This window comes from Flavobacterium ovatum (assembly GCF_040703125.1).
GTDB classification, from domain to species: domain Bacteria; phylum Bacteroidota; class Bacteroidia; order Flavobacteriales; family Flavobacteriaceae; genus Flavobacterium; species Flavobacterium ovatum.
Genome location: NZ_CP160035.1, coordinates 770477 through 792026, shown reverse-complemented (window position 1 = coordinate 792026; position 21550 = coordinate 770477). Strand labels below are relative to the sequence as shown.

Annotated in this window: 18 protein-coding genes; 11 read left to right on the top strand and 7 right to left on the bottom strand. The window is 35.6% G+C overall.

The genetic code is table 11. The features are described from left to right. Positions 1–211: 211 nt before the first annotated feature. The 7 genes from ABZP37_RS03485 to ABZP37_RS03455 form a co-directional block, all read right to left on the bottom strand. A complete protein-coding gene (locus ABZP37_RS03485) occupies positions 212–613 on the bottom strand; it encodes a hypothetical protein (RefSeq protein WP_366185654.1) in 402 nt (133 codons plus the stop codon). 22 nt (positions 614–635) lie between these two features. Next, a complete protein-coding gene (locus ABZP37_RS03480; RefSeq protein ID WP_366185652.1) occupies positions 636–1418 on the bottom strand; it encodes an enoyl-CoA hydratase-related protein in 783 nt (260 codons plus the stop codon). A 12-nt stretch (positions 1419–1430) separates the two neighbouring features. After that, the gene (locus tag ABZP37_RS03475; protein WP_366185650.1) at positions 1431–2846 is read right to left on the bottom strand and encodes a HAMP domain-containing sensor histidine kinase; all 1416 of its coding nucleotides are present in this window, start codon (positions 2844–2846) and stop codon (positions 1431–1433) included. 120 nt (positions 2847–2966) lie between these two features. Beyond that, positions 2967–3515: a CopD family protein gene (locus ABZP37_RS03470; RefSeq protein WP_366185648.1), complete on the bottom strand. Its 549-nt coding sequence runs from the start codon at positions 3513–3515 to the stop codon at positions 2967–2969. Then, on the bottom strand, positions 3502–4857 hold the full coding sequence (locus tag ABZP37_RS03465) for an MATE family efflux transporter (RefSeq protein ID WP_366185646.1): 1356 nt from the start codon (positions 4855–4857) through the stop codon (positions 3502–3504). The genes ABZP37_RS03470 and ABZP37_RS03465 overlap by 14 nt, the downstream gene beginning before the upstream one ends. Continuing rightward, positions 4858–5889: a ferrochelatase gene (gene hemH, locus ABZP37_RS03460; protein WP_366185644.1), complete on the bottom strand. Its 1032-nt coding sequence runs from the start codon at positions 5887–5889 to the stop codon at positions 4858–4860. Positions 5890–6048: 159 nt separating this feature from the next. Continuing rightward, positions 6049–6921 carry an AraC family transcriptional regulator gene (locus ABZP37_RS03455; RefSeq protein ID WP_366185642.1) on the bottom strand — a complete coding sequence of 291 codons (873 nt, stop codon included), beginning with the start codon at positions 6919–6921 and terminating at the stop codon, positions 6049–6051. Between the two features lie 229 nt (positions 6922–7150). Here ABZP37_RS03455 and hemA point away from each other — a divergent pair, with 229 nt between their 5' ends. From hemA to ABZP37_RS03400, 11 genes are all read left to right on the top strand, one after another. Then, positions 7151–8404 (top strand): glutamyl-tRNA reductase, encoded by a 1254-nt coding sequence (gene hemA, locus ABZP37_RS03450; protein ID WP_366185640.1) that lies wholly within the window; start codon positions 7151–7153, stop codon positions 8402–8404. A gap of 151 nt (positions 8405–8555) precedes the next feature. Continuing rightward, positions 8556–9482, top strand: coding sequence for a hydroxymethylbilane synthase (hemC, locus tag ABZP37_RS03445; protein WP_366185638.1), 927 nt, complete (start codon positions 8556–8558; stop codon positions 9480–9482). Next, complete coding sequence (locus ABZP37_RS03440; protein WP_366185636.1) at positions 9482–10183, top strand: uroporphyrinogen-III synthase; 702 nt, start codon at positions 9482–9484, stop codon at positions 10181–10183. The genes hemC and ABZP37_RS03440 overlap by 1 nt, the downstream gene beginning before the upstream one ends. Before the next feature lie 44 nt (positions 10184–10227). Then, positions 10228–11253 (top strand): uroporphyrinogen decarboxylase, encoded by a 1026-nt coding sequence (gene hemE / locus ABZP37_RS03435; protein WP_366185634.1) that lies wholly within the window; start codon positions 10228–10230, stop codon positions 11251–11253. A gap of 67 nt (positions 11254–11320) precedes the next feature. Next, on the top strand, positions 11321–11695 hold the full coding sequence (locus tag ABZP37_RS03430) for a hypothetical protein (protein ID WP_366185633.1): 375 nt from the start codon (positions 11321–11323) through the stop codon (positions 11693–11695). Continuing rightward, positions 11695–12597, top strand: coding sequence for an oxygen-dependent coproporphyrinogen oxidase (gene hemF / locus ABZP37_RS03425; RefSeq protein WP_366185631.1), 903 nt, complete (start codon positions 11695–11697; stop codon positions 12595–12597). The genes ABZP37_RS03430 and hemF overlap by 1 nt, the downstream gene beginning before the upstream one ends. 162 nt (positions 12598–12759) lie before the next feature. Continuing rightward, positions 12760–13755 carry a porphobilinogen synthase gene (hemB, locus tag ABZP37_RS03420; protein ID WP_366185629.1) on the top strand — a complete coding sequence of 332 codons (996 nt, stop codon included), beginning with the start codon at positions 12760–12762 and terminating at the stop codon, positions 13753–13755. 90 nt (positions 13756–13845) lie between these two features. Continuing rightward, positions 13846–14253, top strand: coding sequence for a c-type cytochrome (locus tag ABZP37_RS03415; protein WP_366185627.1), 408 nt, complete (start codon positions 13846–13848; stop codon positions 14251–14253). 279 nt (positions 14254–14532) lie between these two features. After that, a complete protein-coding gene (locus ABZP37_RS03410) occupies positions 14533–17370 on the top strand; it encodes a carboxypeptidase-like regulatory domain-containing protein (protein WP_366185625.1) in 2838 nt (945 codons plus the stop codon). Positions 17371–17384: 14 nt separating this feature from the next. After that, positions 17385–18731, top strand: a complete 1347-nt coding sequence (locus ABZP37_RS03405; RefSeq protein ID WP_366185623.1) for a DUF5689 domain-containing protein — start codon at positions 17385–17387, stop codon at positions 18729–18731. Between the two features lie 83 nt (positions 18732–18814). Further along, on the top strand, positions 18815–21550 hold the full coding sequence (locus ABZP37_RS03400; protein WP_366185621.1) for an AsmA family protein: 2736 nt from the start codon (positions 18815–18817) through the stop codon (positions 21548–21550).

Here is a 21550-nt window from a genome sequence, read left to right as displayed (position 1 = left end):
AGAACATCGTTAATCACGAACCTTAAAACCCTTCTCTTTTCTCCGCTCTAATCCTTATGTGGTCTTAAATAAAGAAAACTTATTTGGCTTATATGGTGAAAAAACATTGACATATTATAATAATTTATGGTATAAAATTATTTGTGAATGAAGATTAACGATTTTTTATTGCTGATTGAAATCAAAAATCGTTAATCAAAAATCTACAATCTTAAATCAATCCTTTGTCTTTCATTTCTACAATTACATCCGAAGCATTTTTGAATGTTGGTGCTTGGTCAACTATGCTAGCTACTCTTTTTTTATTGAGTTTAAAAGTCAAGTCGTTCTCTGTCGTGAATAACAACGCTGTTAAAAACGGATTGTTCATATAAGGAACCAAAACAGCAAAAGTATCTTCAAGCGCATGAAAACTTTCTATTTCCTCGGTTTTGTATCGAGCAATGACTGACATTTTGAAAGCGGTATCTCCTTCAAGAACAGGTCGTACATAGATATTTTTCAGTTCGGTATCGCCAATAGTTTTTGCCAATGTTAGTTTGGCGTAAGTACCGTTTTCAATACTTTCGGTTACTTTATTCCAAAATTCAGCAAATAGGGGGTTGAATGACATAGGTTGTTATTTATAATATAAATTATTCGCCAATAAATAGCGCTTTTCTTTTTTCTAAAAATGCAGTGGTTCCTTCTTTAAAATCTTTGGTACCAAATGATTGACCAAAATATTTAATTTCAGTATCAAAACCATTTTCTCCATCTTTATAATTGGCATTTATGGCATGAATCGCTTTGCTGATGGCTAGTGGAGCATTTTTGACAATTTTTAAGGCTATACTTTCGCAGAAATCTAGTAATTCAACTTGTGGAACCACATGATTTACCAATCCTATTTGAAGCGCTTCATCGGCAGGAATCATTCCGGCAGTAAGAATCATTTCCATGGCACGACCTTTTCCAATCAACTGTGGCAAACGTTGTGTTCCTCCGTAACCCGGAATCAATCCCAAAGTAACTTCAGGTAAACCCATTTTAGCATTTTCAGATGCAACTCTAAAATGGCAAGCCATCGCCAATTCAAGTCCGCCACCCAAAGCATATCCGTTAATGGCAGCGATGACAGGAGTTTTTAAATTTGCGACATAATTAAACAAAGTCTCGTGCCCAAATGCCGCCAACTGAATTCCTTCTTCTACTGAAAAATCAGCAAATTCGGCAATATCTGCACCGGCAACAAAGGCTTTTTCGCCACTTCCAGTAAGAAGTATTACTCTCACTGCAGGGTTTAGTTCTAAGTTTTCAAAAGCTTGATGCAACTCTGCAATCGTTTCTTTATTGAGCGCATTCAGTTTTGTTGGGCGATTGATAGTAAGTATCGCTATATTTTCTTTTAAACTAACTAATATTGTATTGTAGTCCATGATAAAACTTTTTTAGAAGTTAATAATAGGAAGTGTAACCGTAAATCGAGTCCCTTGACCGAAGGTTGACTCAAAGGTAATTGTTCCTTTGTAATTTTCAATAATGTTTTTGATAATACTCAGTCCTAGTCCCATTCCGCTACTTTTAGTAGTAAATTTTGGTTCAAATACTCGTGCGCTGTCTTCGGGTTTGATTCCTATTCCAAAGTCTTCAACTGTAATCATAACTTGATTGTTTTCACTTTTAATGCCAACAATGACCGTCTTGTCTTCTTGGTCATCAGGAATAGATTGAATGGCATTTTTGACTAAATTAGTAATAATTCGAATCAATTGTGTTCGATCAATTTTCGAAATAATTTCAGGAGATTCCGCATGGAAAATGATATGGTCTTCATTGAAAATATCCAAAGTTAGTTCGACTACTTCCACCACATTCAAGGTTTCATTTTGCTGTGCAGGCATCGAAGCAAAGTTAGAAAACGCCGAAGCGACCGCACTCATGGTGTCAATTTGTTGAATTAGGGTGTCTGAGTAGTCCTTCATCTTCTGATGGATATTGGGGTCGTTTGGATTAAATCTTCGCTCAAAACTTTGAACGGTCAATCGCATAGGTGTCAACGGATTTTTAATCTCGTGCGCCACCTGTTTTGCCATTTCGCGCCAAGCTTCTTCTCTTTCTCCTTGTGCTAGTTTGATGGCACTAATTTCTAGTTCATCTACCATTCGATTATAAGCTGAAATCAAGGAATTGATCTCTTTACTACTAGCTTCAAGTACAATTTTCTTGTTCTTTTGGCTCAAAGTAGTTTCGTTCATTTTGTCTGAAATCGTTTTGAGCGATTTAGTGATATAAGAAGATAAAAAGTAGGCCAAAGCAAAAGCGACAATCAGCATAAATGAATAGACTTGCCCTAGCCTAATCAAGAAACTATGTAATTCTTTATCATAAAAACCGTCATCTTCCAGATAGGGAAGATTCAGAACTCCTAAAGGTTTGAATTTATCATCTTTGATTTGTGTATAAGAGGATCGGTTTTTAATTCCATTTATCGTCTTGATGTCCACGTATCTTTTTTCGATAGAAGAACGCACTAATTTCAAGATATATTTCGGAATCGGAAGTGCGGCTTTATCTACCGAAAAGGTTTCTTTAGAGCTTTTGAGTAAGTTTCCATCTAGTCCATAAATATTGATTTCAATATTGTGTATGTGGGCCAGTTCGTGGATTTTGTCCTTAAAAATTAAATCTAAATTTTCAGTTGTAAGCGGATAAGTTGTAGTCGAAAGCACGTAGTTAATGTGTTCTCTTACTGCATTTTCCTTGCGTTCCAATCGTTCTTGATGGTATTCTTTGGCTTCGTTTTTAAACTGAATAATTGAGATTGAAGCCAGCAAAACAGAAGCCACAATAATCACTACAATCATCGAGAGGAAGATTCTGATACGCAGCGAGAGCATTGCTATTTTGAAGTTTTTGAACATTGTAAAGTTGTTGGTTGATAGATGCTAGTTATTGGTGATTAACTTAAAACTAGTAACTATCATCTATTTTTTCTCCCGAATACGCTTATAAAATTTGAATCCTAACATGATTGTAACAGAAAAAGCAAAAATCCCGATTACTCCATAAATCCAATTTACAGCATTTTTTAAAACTACTAAAAAAACTACTGCAAAAAGAATGATTGTTGCTCCTTCATTCCACAATCGCATAAAGTTAGTTGTGTATTTAACTTCATCGTTTTGCAACTGCGTAAAAATTTGTTGGCATTTTCCGTGGTATAAATACAACGCAAATACAAAGCCAAGTTTCACATGCATCCAAGGCATTTGTAACCAAGCATTCCCCATGGGAGTAAACAACAACATCCAAAAGGCAAAAATACTTGCCAAAACCGCTGATGGCCAAGTAATGATATACCACAATCGGTAGGTCATTATTTTGTATTGTTTTTGCAAAATTTCTTTTTCTGGCGAAGGTTTATCCGCCGCTTCAATTTGGTACACAAACAAGCGTACAATATAAAACAAACCTGCAAACCATGTGATGACAAAGATGAGGTGCAAGGATTTTAGATAATTATAGTATTCCATCAGTAGTTTCGATCAATTGTGAATTCATTTCTTTTCTAAGAAAATAGGCAGTCAATACCGTTGATAAGGTGTCCGCTATCGGGAACGCTACCCAAACGCCAAAAATACCGAAAAAATTTGGTAGAATAAGAACCAACGGAATTAAGAAAAAACCTTGTTTGCTCAAAGTCAATAATAATGCCTTCTTAGCCTTTCCAGCCGCTTGGAAGTATGCCGCGCCAATTAACTGAATTGCAATAACAGGAGATGCTGCAAAAACCCATCTTAAAGCTACAGTTGTATCAGCCGTAACCACAGCATCATGGGTAAAAACAGATACGATTTCGGACGCAAAGTACAAAATAAATAAATAAATTATTGTGGCCAATAATGCCGCATATTTTATGGATATAAGGATACTTTCGTTCACTCTTTCATAATTTTTGGCCCCATAATTATAACCTGCGATGGGTATAAATCCTTGAGTAATTCCTAAAATTGGAAACAAAGCAAACATTAACATTCTGCTCACTATCCCATATACTGCAATAGATTGCTCGCCACCGTAAGCAAATAAAGTATGGTTAATAATAATAGCTAAAATGCTGATTACACTTTGTCTTGAAAAAGTAACAAAACTTAGTTCGGTAATTTCTTTAACAATGGGGAAATTAAATTTAAAATGTCTTGGCTTAAGTTTCAAATCACTTTTAAAAATAAAAAACCAAAAGACAAACAAAAAGCACATAATATAAGAAATGGTCGTTGCCATAGCAGCTCCAAACATTCCTAATTTCATAAATTTGATAAAAACAATATCCAAACCAATATTGACAAATGCCGGAATAATCATGGCAATCATAGCAAATTTAGCTTTTCCTTCGGCTCGGATGATATTACTGCCCATCATACAAAGCGCTAAAAAAGGAACTGAATAAAGGATAGGATAGAAAAATTCCTCTGCCAATGTCATTATCGATCCTTTGGCACCAAAAAGCAGTAATACACTCTTACTGAAAAACGCACACAGCAACAACAACAATAATGACAACAGGAGTGTCATCATGATTTGATTTGCAAAAGTGGTCTCTGCTTTTTCTTTATCCTTAGCTCCTAAAGCTCTCGATAGGACTGATCCTCCTCCAACTCCAATAGCCATTCCTAAAGACGAAATTAAAAACGTAATAGGTAGCACAACAGTAACTGCTGCAATGGCCAAAGAACCAATCCATTGCCCGACGAAAATAGTATCAATGAGAATATTAACCGAAAGAAATAAGATCCCTACAGATGCCGGAACTGCCTGTTTTATCAAGAGTTTCTTTATGTCTTCTGTTCCTAATTCTTCGGATGAAACTGCCATTTATGCGATGCTTTTCTCGGCAATAGCCCATTCTTTAATCCAGTTCCCCACGGTTTGACACCATTCATCACTGTCATTCAAACAAGGGATGGCAAGGAATTCTTCCCCACCGTGAGCTTTAAATTCGTGGTTAGCTTCCATGGCAATTTCTTCCAATGTTTCAAGACAATCAGATACAAAAGCAGGAGTTACGACTGCCAATTTTTTAATCCCTTTTTCAGGCATTTTGTTTACTTCAACATCAGTATAAGGGGTTAGCCATTTATCTCCAGCTAATCGGGATTGAAAAGTTTGACTGTATTTACCTTCTGGGATGCCCAATAATTTTACCACTTGTTTGGTTGTTTCATAACATTGGTGACGGTAACAAAATTCGTGAGCGGGTGATGGGGTATTGCAACAAGAACCGTCTATTTTACAGTGGGATTTTGTAATGTCGGTTTTACGAATGTGACGTTCTGGAATACCGTGATAGGAGAATAAAAGATGGTCATAATCAAAACCAGTTAAATGACTTTTTATGGAGTCGGCTAGGTTTTTAATATAATCTGGTTTATTATAAAAGGCAGGAACGATTGTGAATTTCATTCCCGGAAAATGTTTTTTACGCAACTCTTCCGCAAGTTCTAAAATGGTAGTAGTAGAGGCCATAGCATGTTGTGGATACAAAGGAAAAAGCATCACTTCATTTACACCTTTGTCATGTAGTTCTTGAAGACCTGATAATAACGATGGATTACCATAGCGCATCGCTAATGAAACAGGGATTTCAACTAGTTGTTTCACTTTTTCGTGCATACGTTTCGAAATAACCACAAGAGGTGAACCTTCGTCCCACCATATTTTGGCATAGGCAGCTGCTGATTTTTTTGGTCTTGTTTGTAAAATAATACCTCGAACCAATAAAGCACGTAGTAAAAATGGAACGTCAATTACGTATTTGTCCATTAAAAATTCGTCTAAATATGGCTTCACATCTTTTGGAGTTGGGCTTTCTGGTGATCCCAAGTTTACTAATAATACACCTTTCATATCTATAATGCTTTTATATTTTAAATTAATCCTTCCGGTTTTAAATGAGGAAAGGACTTTTTTTTAATTAATGTGTTACAAAAATACAGTAACGACTTATGAGCCAAACAGCAATTAACTCATTTTTATTTATTGTTTAATATCTGAAATTGATTTTACTTATGTATTAGGGTTAATCGACATCAAATATTTTTTGGGTGTGGTGCCAAATTTCTTTTTGAAAGCCGCAATAAAATGGCTACCGGTGCTGTACCCAATTTTCAATCCTACTTCATTTACATTATAAGAACCGCTGTCGAGTAATTTTCGAGCAAAATCCATTTTATAATCAAATAGAAACCCATAAACTGTTTCACCATAAATTTGTTTGAAACCCATTTTTAGTTTCTTTAAATTCAAACCTATTTGGTCTGCTAGTTCTTGCAGTCCTGGTGGTTCGGCCATGTTGGCAATAATAATTTCTTTGGCCTTCCTGATTTTAATCACATTGTCTTCGTCTGTCAAAAACGGACATTGTTCTGCATTTGGATCTTCGGTGCGGTTGAAATAGAGACTTAGTAATTCGTATCCTTTTCCTTTATAATACAAGTTTTTTATCGAAGGATGTAAGTTATAATGAAACAACTGACTCAATACAATCGCCATTGACGGACTGATATTTCCTTCGTTATAATATTTTTTGTCTTTGTTATCTCCACTCAAAAAGGTAATATAATCGGCTTCGGCTGAAAATAGAGCGTGAAATTTTTTGATAGAAACAATCAATGATATCGCCCAAGAGTTGGGTGCCAATTCCAAATTGATAGGCAATTCTTTCTGTGGGTTATACAAAAGCAATGATTTCTCTTCCTTCAGCTCCAATACATAACTTCCTTGGTTGAACAGAAACTTAGCATTTCCCTTTAATCCAAAGTGAAATTGAATCATTCCACTCTCAATTTCGCGTTGCGCCAAAAAGGGTTCTTTGTCATCATTTTGGAACCGAATGAGGGTAAAATCATCTTCAATTTTAATAATTTCTTGTGAACTCATAGCGACATTTTTTTAGTATAAAGATGATAAATATCAGGTTATTTTATTTAGAACAAATCTAAATAAGGCAGTTGCTATTGCCTGATTTCAGTACAAAAATAGGAATAAATATAAAAAAATAACGATTTTTTGTCGAAAAAACATGTAGCGACATAAAAAGAACTTCTAGCGTTGTTTTTATCAAAGCTATAGTAATAATTTTGCTTGACTTTCTTGAAAAGTACTATTTATGGAAAATAATAACATAAAACACCACTATTTCTACGCTGTAGGATTGAGCTATAAAAAAGCTGATGCTGCAACGAGGGGTAAATTTAGTTTAGACTCTGTTGCCAAAACACGTTTGTTGGAACAAGCCAAAAACGAAGGCATCGAAAGTTTAGTGGTTACTTCAACCTGCAATCGTACGGAAATTTATGGTTTTGCAGAACATCCTTTTCAATTGATAAAATTGATTTGTGAAAATAGTAATGGGACAGTAGAAGAATTTCAACGTGTGGGTTTTGTTTATAAAAACAATGAAGCCATCAGTCATATCTTTAAAGTGGGTACTGGTTTAGACAGTCAGATTTTAGGAGATTTTGAAATAATTGCGCAAATTAAAACCAGTTTTATTCATGCAAAAGCATTAGGCCTTGTCAATACTTTTATGGAGCGTTTGGTAAATGCTGTAATTCAAGCCAGCAAAAAAATAAAAACCGATACCGAAATTAGCTCAGGAGCCACTTCGGTTGCTTTTGCTGCAGTACAATATATCTTCAAAAATGTAGAAGACATAGGAAATAAAAATATTTTACTTTTTGGAACCGGAAAAATAGGTAGAAATACCTGTGAGAACCTGGTAAAACACACCAAAAACGAACACATCACTCTTATAAATAGAACCAAAGACAAAGCCGAGAAACTAGCTGGAAAACTGAATTTAATCGTAAAAGATTATTCAGAGTTGCACTTAGAATTGCAAAAAGCAGATGTTTTGGTTGTTGCTACAGGCGCACAAAACCCAACGGTAGACAAAGCGATTTTGAACTTAAAGAAACCGTTGTTGATTTTGGATTTATCGATTCCAAAAAATGTAAATGAGGATGTTGAGGAATTAGATGGTGTGACTTTAATTCATATGGATTATTTGTCGCAATTGACAGATGAAACTATAGAAAAAAGAAAGAAACACATTCCAGATGCCGAGGCAATTATTGAGGAAATAAAGGAAGAATTTATTACTTGGACAAAAGGAAGAAAATTTGCTCCCACCATCAATGCTTTGAAAGCCAAATTGAACGATATTAAAACTGCAGAATTGAATTTCCAAAGCAAGAAAATTGCAGGTTTTAATGAAGAACAAGCTGAGATTATCAGCGCTAGAATCATTCACAAAATCACGACTCATTTTGCCAATCATTTGAAAGATGAAAATACAATGGTAGATGAAAGCATCGAGTGGATTGAAAAAGTGTTCAAGATTGAGGCGTTGGTTAAGTAATTGTAAAACATTGAATTATTTTTGAACCATTTGTAAATCAATATTTTGCGATGTTTAGATGAGAGTTAAAACTAACCCTTAATGAATCTTAATTTCTTAATGGTTAAAATAAATAATGGTAATATTGCTTTATCATTTGTAAAAAATAAAAATGGCAGATAAAATAATACGTATAGGTACCCGTGATAGTGAACTCGCATTATGGCAAGCGCATACAGTAGAAAAAAAATTAAATGATTTAGGCTATAAAACTAAAATTGTAGCCGTAAAATCAACAGGAGATGTCGTACTAGACAAACCTTTATACGAACTAGGAATTACCGGGATTTTCACAAAAACACTAGATATCGCTATGATTAATGGCGAGGTTGATATTGCTGTGCATTCTATGAAAGATGTGCCTACTGCTTTGCCAATTGGAATAGTTCAAGCAGCTGTTTTAGAAAGAGCCAATACGGTCGATGTTTTGGCCTACAAAGGAAGTTTAGATTTCTTGGAAGGAAACGGAACAATTGCTACCGGAAGTTTGCGACGTCAAGCACAATGGTTGAACAAATATCCAAATCATAAAGTAGTTGATTTAAGAGGAAATGTCAATTTGCGTATGCAAAAACTAGCCGATAACGACTGGAACGGAGCTGTGTTTGCTGCTGCTGGACTGGAACGTATCAATCTAGTTGCGGAAAATCTTATTGCACTCGATTGGATGATTCCTGCACCTGCACAAGGAGCGATGCTTGTGGTAGCCATGGGGAACGACAATTTTACACTAGATGCACTTTCGCATTTGAACGATATCGAAACGGAAATCTGTACCTATATAGAACGCCAATTTCTAAAAACTTTAGAAGGGGGCTGTACAGCGCCAATTGGTGCTTTGGCTACTTATAATGAAGAGGAAGATACGATTCATTTTCAAGGTGTTTTATTTTCGCTTGACGGAAAAGAAAAACTAGAAGTAGATAAAGTGGTGCCAATCGAAGAATGGAAGAAACTAGGATTCTTCTCTGCACAAGAAGTTTTGAATAACGGAGGAGCAACTTTGATGACAGAAATAAAAAACAAACTGAAAAAATAATGAGTCAAATAAGCATTTTATCAACCAAAACATTATCTGCAGAGCAAAGACAAGTATTTATCGATGCGGATTATGACCTATTGGAACAAGATTTTATTGAGGTAAAAAACAACCAATTTGAGTTGGATAAATTCAATAGCAATTTGATTTTTAGTAGTCAAAATGCCGTTGGGAGTTTAATGGAACAAAGCGGTTGGGAGGTTCTTAAAACCAAAACGGTTTTTTGTGTTGGAATTAAAACCAAAGAGTTACTGGAACAAAACGGTTTTACAGTTGCTGTCTACATGGATTATGCCTCTGAACTTTCTGAAATTATTACCTTAATATACAACAAAGAAAGTTTTACTTTTTTGAGCGGAAATTTACGTAAAGAGACGTTGCCGGAAGCATTAAAAGAAGCTGGAGTTACCTTTAACGAAATAGAAGTGTATCAAACTACATTAGCACCTTTCAAAATATCGGACCAAGAAAATTTTGACGGAATTATGTTTTTCAGTCCTTCAGCTGTGGAGAGTTATTTTTCGAATAATAAAATTAAAAAAGAAATCTGCTTTTGCGTAGGCAATACAACTGCTGCAGCATTAGAAGAATATAAAATAAAAAACATAGTAGTAGCTGAAATTCCGACCGTGGAGGATACTATTATTGCTGTTTTAGAACATTACAATCCTGAAATCATAGAGCCAGAAGCTCAAAATTAAAATATCCCCTAATTCCCGAAGGGGAAATTAAAAGAAATACAATTATGTTAAAGAATGATTTGTTTTTAAGAGCATTAAAAGGTGAAACTGTTCAACGTCCACCCGTTTGGATGATGCGTCAAGCCGGAAGATATTTACCGGAATTTATCGCTTTGCGTGATAAATATGATTTTTTTACCCGTTGTCAAACACCTGAATTGGCTGCCGAAATCACAGTTCAGCCGATTCGTAGAATTGCTCCAGATGCTGCGATTTTGTTTTCAGATATCTTGGTGATTCCGCAAGCAATGGGAATTGAAGTAGAAATGAAACCAAATTTTGGTCCATATTTACCAAATCCGATTCGTACAATTCAGGATGTTGAAAACGTAATCGTTCCAGACGTTCATGAAACTTTAGGATACGTTTTTGACGCTATTAAATTGACCAAAGAAATGTTGAATGATGAGGTGCCATTAATTGGTTTCGCAGGTTCACCATGGACAATTATGTGCTATGCGGTAGAAGGTCAAGGGTCTAAAAGCTTTGATAAAGCCAAAGGTTTTTGTTTCTCACACCCAGAAGCAGCACATGTTTTATTGCAAAAAATTACAGACACGACTATTTTATACCTAAAAGAAAAAGTAAAATCGGGAGTAGATGCCGTTCAGATTTTTGACTCTTGGGGCGGAATGTTATCTCCAACAGACTATCAAGAATTTTCTTGGAAATACATCAACCAAATCGTTGAAGCTCTTGCAGATGACGCTCCAGTGATTGTATTCGGAAAAGGATGTTGGTTCGCTCTTGGCGAAATGGGAAAAAGCCGCGCTTCTGCATTAGGAGTAGACTGGACTTGTTCTCCAAGAAACGCAAGATATTTGTCGGGTGGAAACATTACTTTACAAGGTAATTTTGACCCATCAAGATTATTGTCTCCAATTCCGGTTATCAAGAAAATGGTACACGAAATGATTGACGAATTCGGTAAAGACAAATACATCGTGAACTTAGGTCACGGAATTTTACCTAATATTCCAGTAGACCATGCTAAGGCGTTTATTGATGCTGTGAAGGAATACGGGAATTAGTAAAATAGTATGCAGTCGCAATTTTCGGTCACAGTGAACTGAAAACTGCGACTGAAAACTCAATAATATGTTAAACAAAGGATTACGTGACAAGGAAAGTGAACGAATTGACAATGTGTTAAAGACGTTGCATTCATTGGTTTTTGTGCCTAATAAAACATTTGATAGTGATCAATTAGGAGAAGCATTAAAAGATTTCGGACTTACGATTGGAAGTTTAGGTGAAATTACAACTATCGACTTACTCGTCTTATTAGAAAGATTGCATTTCGATTGGTATCAAAAAGAACAATTTGCAGATTTTTTAGTGGTTTTTTCGAAAGAAAAGCCATTTGATTTAATCGAAAAAGCATTAGCCATTTACAATTATATTCAACAAGAAAGTAAAACTTTTTCGTTTGGAATATTTAATAAAATTGCAGCGGTAAAAGCTGATTTATAATGAAAAATAAATTCTACGCATACATACAAACTTTACAAGACCAAATCGTAGCAGGACTAGAAGCTGTTGATGGTCAAGCCAAATTTAAAGAAGATCTTTGGGAACGTCCAGAAGGCGGTGGCGGAAGAACTCGAGTAATCGAGAACGGAAGAGTTTTTGAAAAAGGTGGAGTCAATATATCAGCTGTTCACGGTAAATTACCAGACAGTATGCAAAAGCTATTTAATGTAGGTGAAGCAGATTTTTTTGCTTGTGGATTGAGTTTGGTTTTGCATCCAAAAAGTCCAATGGTGCCTACGGTACATGCGAACTGGCGCTATTTTGAGATGTATGACGAAAAGGGAAATGTAATCCAGCAATGGTTTGGAGGCGGACAAGATTTAACCCCTTATTATTTGTTTGAAGAAGATGCAACTCATTTTCACCAAACCTGTAAAACAGCTTGTGATAAACACAATCCAGACTTTTATCCAAAATATAAAAAACAATGTGATGCTTATTTCTGGAATGCACATCGTAATGAAGCCCGTGGAATTGGAGGATTATTCTTTGACTATTGCAAAGCAACCGAAGAGATGAGCATGGAAAAATGGTTTAACTTTGTCTCTGAGGTTGGGAATAGTTTCCTAGAAGCGTATGTTCCGATTGTTGAAAAGAGAAAAGAATTACCTTACACACCAGAACAAAAAACATGGCAAGAAATCCGTCGTGGTCGTTATGTAGAGTTCAATTTGGTGCACGACAAAGGGACTTTATTTGGATTAAAAACCAACGGAAGAATTGAATCGATTTTGATGAGTTTGCCACCACATGTGCAGTGGGTTTATGACCATCATCCAGAAACGGGAAGTGAAGAAGAAAAATTAATTCAAGTGTTAGAGAATCCAAAAGAATGGATTTAAGAGTGCTGAATAACGATTTTTGATTTCAGATATAACTAATCGTTAAACGACATTCTATTAAATATAAAAATAATAAGATTAAAGACCGATGATTTTTGATTAATGGTGACAATCAACATAAATCAAAAATCGTTAATCAAAAACCGTTAATCACACATCATTATGTTCCCATTACAGCGAGGTAGAAGATTAAGAACCAATGAATCCATTAGAAGTTTGGTTCGCGAAACAACTTTAAGTCCATCCGATTTTATGTTTCCAATGTTTGTTGCAGAAGGCGAAAATGTGCAAGTTGCCATTCCATCTATGCCAGGAATCTTTCGCCGTTCGATAGATTTGACAGTTAAGGAAGTCAAAGAATTATTTGAATTAGGAATTCGCGCAGTCAATATTTATGTGAAAGTAAGCGAGGGTTTAAAAGACAATACAGGAAAAGAAGCGTGGAATCCAAATGGGTTGATGCAAAATACAATTCGTGCTATTAAAACGGCTTGTCCAGAGATGATTGTCATGCCAGATGTGGCATTAGACCCTTATTCTATTTATGGTCACGACGGAATCATTGCCAATGGAGATGTAGAGAATGACTCTACAAATGATTCGCTAGTCAAAATGGCAGTTTCACATGCCCAGGCTGGTGCCGATTTTGTAGCACCATCTGATATGATGGATGGACGTGTGTTGCGTTTGCGTCAAGGTCTTGATGCGGCAGGTTTTCACAATGTTGGAATTATGAGTTATTCCGCTAAGTATGCTTCGGCTTTTTACGGGCCTTTCCGTGATGCTTTGGATAGCGCACCAAAAGAATCGGAAGTCGAAGTACCAAAAGATAAAAAAACGTACCAAATGGATTATGCCAATCGCATCGAAGCTATTAAAGAAGCGGTTTGGGATGTAGAAGAAGGAGCAGATATGGTTATGGTAAAACCAGGAATTGCTTATTTGGATATTGTTCGTGAAGTAAAAAATGCAGTAAATGTTCCTGTGACAGTTTATCATGTTTCCGGTGAATATGCGATGATAAAAGCCGCTGCCGAAAGAGGTTGGTTAGACAATGATGCCATTATGATGGAACAATTAATGTGCATCAAAAGAGCAGGAGCGAGTTTGATCTCTACCTATTTTGCTAAAGAAGCGGCTATACTTTTAAAAAAATAAAATAAGTATTGACTTTTTCATTAAGATGATAAATGTCATTAGTTATAAATTTATAATATTTTATCTTTGATAGTATAAATACATACAAATATGAAAAAAATAATAATTTTTGGATTGGTTTTTTTAGCCATTTCTTGCAAAAAGAAAGAAGAAGAATCATTTGGCAAACAAGAACCAGCCGCAACTACGGAAGCCTCTTCTGAAGGAATGCCGGCAGAAGCTCAAACACCAGAAAAATTGGGAGAAACCATTTTTAACGGAAAAGGAACTTGTATAACTTGTCATAAAGTGGATACTAAACTGATTGGGCCCAGCGTACAAGAAATTGCATCGGTTTATAAAGCCAAAGGCGGAAGTATTATCGCGTTCTTAAAAGACGATGCGAAACCCTTGGTTGACCCAAGTCAGTATGAGATTATGAAAGCCAATTTTGCTATTACCAAAGCCATGAGCGATGAAGAATTAAAAGGCCTTGAAGCTTATATTTACAGTAAATAATTTTAAGATTATCCCAAGAGTTTATCTTTTCAATTGTTCTAATAATTAGGATAAATTGTAAAGATAAACAGGGCTATTATTTTTTTTTAATAAATAAATAAAAAACTGTAAAATCACATCGTTTTTTTCCTACTTTAGTAGGGCGTTGTAAATACCTCATTATATAATAGAAACAACTCATTTTCAAAACAAATTTAGTTTATACAGTTATAACCATTAGGGTTGATGCTATAGAAGCAATTGCTGGATTATAAATTATTTTTAAAATGAGATTTGTGTATGAGAATACCGCTACTTTATTTTTCCTTGTTGTTTCCCTTTGTATTACTTTTTCCTCAAAATAGCACTCAGGTTTCGGGAACAGTTTTAGAGTCTAAAACACTACAGCCATTATCCTCTGTTGTGGTGTCACTACAAAATACCATCTTGATGCAATTGACAAGTACCAATGGAACCTTTGTATTGGACGTAATTAATTCAGGCGAATATTTACTACTTGTACATAGTCAAGGGTATAAAGATATTTTGTTGTCTATTTCCGTTTCCGAAGATAAAATATTGAATTTAGGTACACTCATTTTAGAGGAAGATGTCGTTTCGGAACAACAGAGCAATACGATTCGACTTTTGGATGAAGAAGTTCAAGATGACAACGGCAGTTCTGTGAGTACTTCTATTTTATTACAATCCACCAAAGATGCTTTTCAGCAAGCCGCTGCCTTCAATTGGGGAGCTGTGCGTTTTAGAATGCGGGGACTCGATAGCGAGCAAGCAACAACGCTTATTAATGGTGTCAAAATGAACAAAGTCTATGACGGCAGACCACAGTGGGGTAACTGGGGCGGACTCAATGACGTGACTCGTAATCAAGAACTCACCATTGGAACGACGGCTTCGGACTATAGTTTTGGAGGTGTTTTGGGAACTCAAGAAATTAATACACGAGCTTCCATTTTTAGAAAAGGAACCCGCATCACTTTTTCGGCAACCAATACCAATTACAATTGGCGAACGATTGCCACGCATGCATCAGGTTTGATGTCGAATGGTTGGGCGTATGTGATTTCGGCGGGTAAACGATGGGCAAATGAAGGTTTTTTTGACGGAACGACTTATGATGGTAATTCGGTTTTTGTGGGTGTCGAAAAGAAAATAAATGATAAACATTCTTTGAATTTCTCTGGTTTTTATACACCCAATGCCAGAGGGAAGAATTCGCCAAATACCGATGAAGTGATTCAGCTTACTTCTAAAAATTATAATGCCTATTGGGGTTTTCAAGACGGGAAGCAACGAAATGCAAGGGTCAAAACGGTAGCAGAACCAATTTTTATGGTGAATCATTATTTTACCATCAACGACCATAGTAATCTGCAATCTTCTGTGATGTATCAGACAGGAAAAATTAGCAATAGTAATATTGATTATCAAAATGCCAACAGTCCCGATCCTGCGTATTATCGAAAGTTACCGAGTTATTATCTTTCGCTATACACTGCCGACCAAGGCGAGTATTCTGGCGCTTTTATTCCAGATGAAGGGAATGCAGAGAAGAGTCGCTTGCAATTTTTGGCTAATCCTCAAATTGATTGGGCTGCTTTGTATCGCGCCAATCAAAGTCCGATATTAGATGGAAACGGTAAAATAAGCGGTTATGCGCCTGCACAAAGTCATTATGTATTGTATGAAGATCGCACCGATGACACTACTATTGCAGGCAACAGCCTTTTTGCTACCCAAATAAATGCCAACGTGATGATGAATGCTGGCGCTTCGTTCTCCAACTTACAATCTCATAATTATCAAAAATTGATTGATTTATTAGGAGGAGCTTATTTTGAAGATTTTGATCCGTATTATAAAGGCAGTCAATCACAATCGGACTTGAATAATCCGAATCGAAAAGTTTTGAAAGGAGAAGCGTATGGGTATAATTTCAATTATTTGGCCCAAACTTTTGATGCTTTTACGCAGTTTAGATTCACTTACAAAACTGTTGATTTTTACCTAGCGCAATCTTTTACTTCTACAAGTTACCAACGAGAAGGATTGTATAAAAACGGAATTTACGAATCTAATTCTTTTGGAAAAAGTCAAAAATTAAACTTTGAGAATTTTGGTTTCAAGGGAGGGATGATCTTTAAAATTTCAGGCAGACAATCGGTAACCATAAACGGAGCACATTTGACCAAAGCACCTTCCTTGAAAAGTAGTTTTCCTAATGCAAGACTCAATAATTCTGTCATCTCTTCCTTGGAAAGTGAAACCATAAATAGTCTAGATGCAAGCTATGTTTTTCGTTCGCCAAAATTTCAAACCCGATTAACAGTTTATACCATTACACAGCAAAATGCAACGCAAACTTCTTTTTTCTATGCCGAAGGGATTTTTGACAACGGTGCAGGTTACACTAGCACCAATGGTTTTGTAGGTCAAACAATGTCTCATTTGAACAAGAGTAATCAAGGGCTAGAATGGAGTGTGGAATACAATATCAATTCGACATTAAAAACAACTCTGGCTGTAGCCTACGGACAGTATTTTTATACAAACAACCCAAATTTGCATATTACAAATGATGCTTTGGCAACCGTTGACAATCCAAATACTACTATTGATTTTGGAACTGCATTACTCAAAAATTACAAGCAAGCCGGAATGCCACAGCAAGCCTATAGTGTAGGTTTGGAGTACCGTGATCCTCATTATTGGTGGTTGGCCACAAATATAAATTATCTGGACGGTCGTTATGTAGATGTTTCGCCTATAGCGAGAACAAGTCGTTTTTATACCAATCCAGCTAGTGGTTTCACATTTCCAGAAGCGACGGAGGAACGAGCCAAAATACTTTTGGAACAAGAAAAGTTGCAGGCTGTAGCTTTGCTTAATGTTATTGGTGGAAAATCTTGGCGCATTCAAAAAAGATATTTGGGTTTGTTTTTCAGCATCAATAATGTGCTAGACACTTACTACAAAACAGGTGGATATGAGCAAGCTCGGAATGCCAATTTTCGTCAACGCAATCAGGATTTGGCGAGCACTGCACCTTCGTTTGCAAACAAATATTTTCAGGGATATGGTCGTACGTATTATCTCAATCTCAATTTAAGTTTATAACAAAATCATGGCTTATGAAACCACAATTTTATTTATCAATCGTTTTGCTTTTTGTTTTTTCGGCTTGTGTTACGGGCGAAATTGAAGTTCCTCAAATGGTTTGCAATCAAATTGATTTTTCGACTAATAAAACAGTTTTAGAAGTGGTTAAAAATGCCAATTCGGTTGTTACGCCATATCCTTATGATGATATTATTGAGGCCTATGTAGTTTCTACAGATGAGTATGGCAATTATTTTAAAACCATTTCTTTGCAAACTTTGGCAACAGCCACCACTCCTTCCGTTGGTTTTAGCGTTCCTATTGATGCTAGTAATTTGTATGTCGACTATCGATTGGGAAACAAAGTTTATTTGAAATTAAAAAATCAATACACCGATATATACTTTGGAGGACTACGTATTGGCGGGATTTATGCCAATGCTTTCAATGAAGCTTCAGTGGGTCGATTGTCGCAAAACGATTATAAAAACGTACTTTTTCCATCTTGCACGACTTTGAAAGACGATGAATTGGTGAAAACCATGACCATTCCAGAATTGTTGAAAGACAGTAATTTAAACACCTTGGTAGAGTTGAATGATGTGCAATTTGCCGAAGCGGCGATTGGTCGTCACTATTTTGAAGATGATAATAATGTTGGTGGCGGTACCAATTGGTATTTGTTGGATAAAAACGGAAATCAAGTGTACCTAAGAACGAGTGGTTACGCCCGTTTTGCTGCTAGTTTAGTTCCCACAACCAAAGTAAAGGTGCGAGGAGTTTTGACCAAATTTGGAGTAGATTATCAACTGGTTGTTCGGTCAGAAAGTGATATTGAACCGTCTACAGCACGTGGCATACCGTTTTTTACAGAAAATTTTCAAGGGGCGGTTGACAAAAGTAATTTGAGTTTGCCAGGTTGGGCCAATCTCGTGCAAGCGGGTTCTTTGTTTTGGAAAGGGGCGGTTTATAATGGCAATGGTTGCGCAGAGTTTTTGATTAGTGGAACAAAAGTGAACTCAAATATTGGCTGGTTGATTTCGCCAAAAATAGATATGGATATTTATAAAAATGAAGTATTAACCTTTAGAAGTGCCCAACACCACTTGGATGTAGATTCTCCTTTGAATACTTTGGAACTTTATGTTTCCAAAAATTTTGATGGATTGGATGTTACCAAAGCCACTTGGGTAAAAGTGAATTTTAACGTGCCGCAACAAGCTACTCCTTGGTATCAGTTTATTGGTTCGGGTGGGGTTGATTTGTCGAGTTACACAGGCAAAATTAACATTGCTTTCAAATACATTGGCTCGGGTAAAAATACGGCTTTGGATGGTGCTTTTCAAGTAGATGATGTTCAGATTTATGGAGAAAAATAGGTGCGAAAAATCTAGAATAATTTATGATTTTATTAGAATCCTACTGTTGATTAAATGACTTACATTTGCAAAAAATTAAAGCAATGAAGAGTAAGATACTCAAAGGGTTGAAAATTACTGGGATTACAATAGTTGGTCTACTAGTATTAATGTTTGCATTGCCAAAATTGTTTCCAGAATTCATTACCAATCAAATTAAGGTTTTTGCTAACGAAAATATTGAGGGCGAATTGCATTTTCAGGAATCCAATTTGTCGTTTTTTGATCATTTTCCTTCATTGACACTTACGTTGAAGGATTTTAATTTAAAAGGAGCTGCTCCTTATAAAAACGAAACGTTGATTAGTGCCAAGGCAATGGCTTTTGGAATAAATATTCCTAGATTGATTTTCAAAAAAGAGGTAAAAATTGACCAAATATTTGTTTCGAATGCCTTGTTCAATATCAAAGTAAATGAACAAGGACAGGCGAATTACAGCGTTTATAAATCCAAAGATGAAAGTCCTACTGACAGCGAAAGTTCTGAAACTACTATCAAATTAGAAAAGATAGACATCAAGAATACTCAGGTGGTTTATAATGATTTATCGACTAAAATCCTGATGGAAGCTCGTGGTTTCAATTATGTGGGAAAAGGAGATTTGGAAAAATCTGTTTTTGATTTGGTGACCGAAGCGAAGATTAACTCTTTTGATTTTAGCCTTGGAGGCGAACAATATTTGAAAAACAAACAAGTGAATGCGACGTTGATAACCAAAATCAATACCACTTCTTTGGCTTTTGAATTCAAGCAAAATGATTTGAAAATCAATAAATTGCCAGTAGATTTCAAAGGAACCTTCAATTTCATTAAAGACGGTTATGCGATGAATTTTGTTGTAAAATCGACTGATAGTAATTTGTATGATTTTTTTACTGCTCTTCCACCTCAATTTACGCAATGGTTGTCTAAGACTATAATCGAAGGGAAAACAGATGTTTTGTTGACTTTAAAAGGTGATTATATCGAAAAGGAAAATAAGAAACCCGATTTAGGTTTCAACATGAAAATTCGAAAAGGGATGATTGCTTATGATAAGGTTCCGGTGGCGGCATCAAATCTTTTTTTGAATTTTGACACCAAATTACCTTCTTTAGATACTCAAAAACTGAATGTTAAGATTGATTCTATATATTTCAATTTAGGAAAAGAATATTTCAATGGAATCCTAGATATAAAAGGATTAGAAAAACCTGCAATTGCTGCTCGTTTTCGTGCCCAAATGGATTTAGAAAAAATGAATCGCGCTTTCGGAATTTCGACCATAAATCTTAAAGGAGTTTTGAATGCAGATCTTTCGGTAAATGGTGTGTATGACATGGAAAATAAAATTTTACCTAAAACGAAAGGATTTATCAATTTGAAAAATGGTGCGATCAAAACGCCATATTATCCTAATCCAATAACCGATATTAATTTGGATTTGACAATGGACAACCCAGCTGGAACTACCAAAGATCTTTCGATAAAAATGAATCCAGCTTCTTTTGTATTCGAAGGAAAGCCTGTAAAAGTAGAAGGTGCATTTAGTAATCTAGATGACATCAACTATGATTTAAAAGTAAATGGCGAAATGGATTTGGGCAAAATCTATCAAGTGTTTTCACAAAAAGGTTTAGATATAAAAGGATATATCAAAGCGAATCTAGCCTTGAAGGGAACGCAGAGCGACGCCACAAACGGTCGCTATTCGAAATTAAAGAATAGCGGAACTTTATTATTGCGAAACATTACGACATATTCTCAATATTTACCAAAAGCTTTTGTGATTAACGAAGGTCTTTTTACCTTTAAACAAGACCAATTGCAGTTCAAAAACTTTACAGCATCTTATGGGAAATCCGATTTTGTGATGAACGGAAACATGAGCAATGTGATCAATTTTGTGTTGTCTGACAAAGCGGTTTTAAAAGGGAATTTTGCTTTAAAAAGTAAAAATTTATATGTAGATGAATTTATGTATGCAAGTCCAGATCCTGCTCCAGTTGATGGACAAGTTGCGAGTGCAGCTGTCAGTTCGGGAGTGGTTGTGATTCCGCCAAACTTCAATTTGAATCTTTCGGCGCATTCGAACAAAGTCTATTGGCAAGGGCTTACGATTTCGGATTTGGCTGGAAATATGAATGTGAACAAAGGCAAATTAAGTTTGAAAGAGTCGGGTTTCAAGATTATTGGTAGTCCCGTAAGAATGGATGTGGTTTATAATAATGAAACTTTGCAAAGAGCTTTTTTTGATTTTAAAATAAAAGCCGAGGATTTTGATATAAAAAGAGCGTATAACGAAATCGAAATGTTTCGTAATATGGCAACAGCGGCAAAAAGTGCTGAAGGAATTGTTTCTTTGGATTATGCTGTAAAAGGGAAGATGAATCAAGACATGAAACCTATATATCCGTCATTGTCTGGAGGCGGAAAGCTTTCTGTGAAAGATGTAAAAATGAAAGGTTTCAAGATGTTTAACAATGTGAGTAAGTCGACTAGTTTTGAAAGCATCAAAGACCCAAATGTGACGAAGGTAGATATTAATACGACCATCAAAAATAATATAATTACTATTGAACAATTCAAATTCAAATTTGCAGGTTTTAGACCTAGAATCGAAGGAACTTCTAATTTTGATGGAAAATTGAACATAAAAATGCGTTTGGGATTACCACCACTAGGAATTATCGGGATTCCGTTGACGGTTACCGGAACACAAGAAAATCCAAAAGTAAAACTCGGTAAAAAAACCGAAGAGATTGAAGAGCAAGAATATATTGAAACCCCTATTAAATAA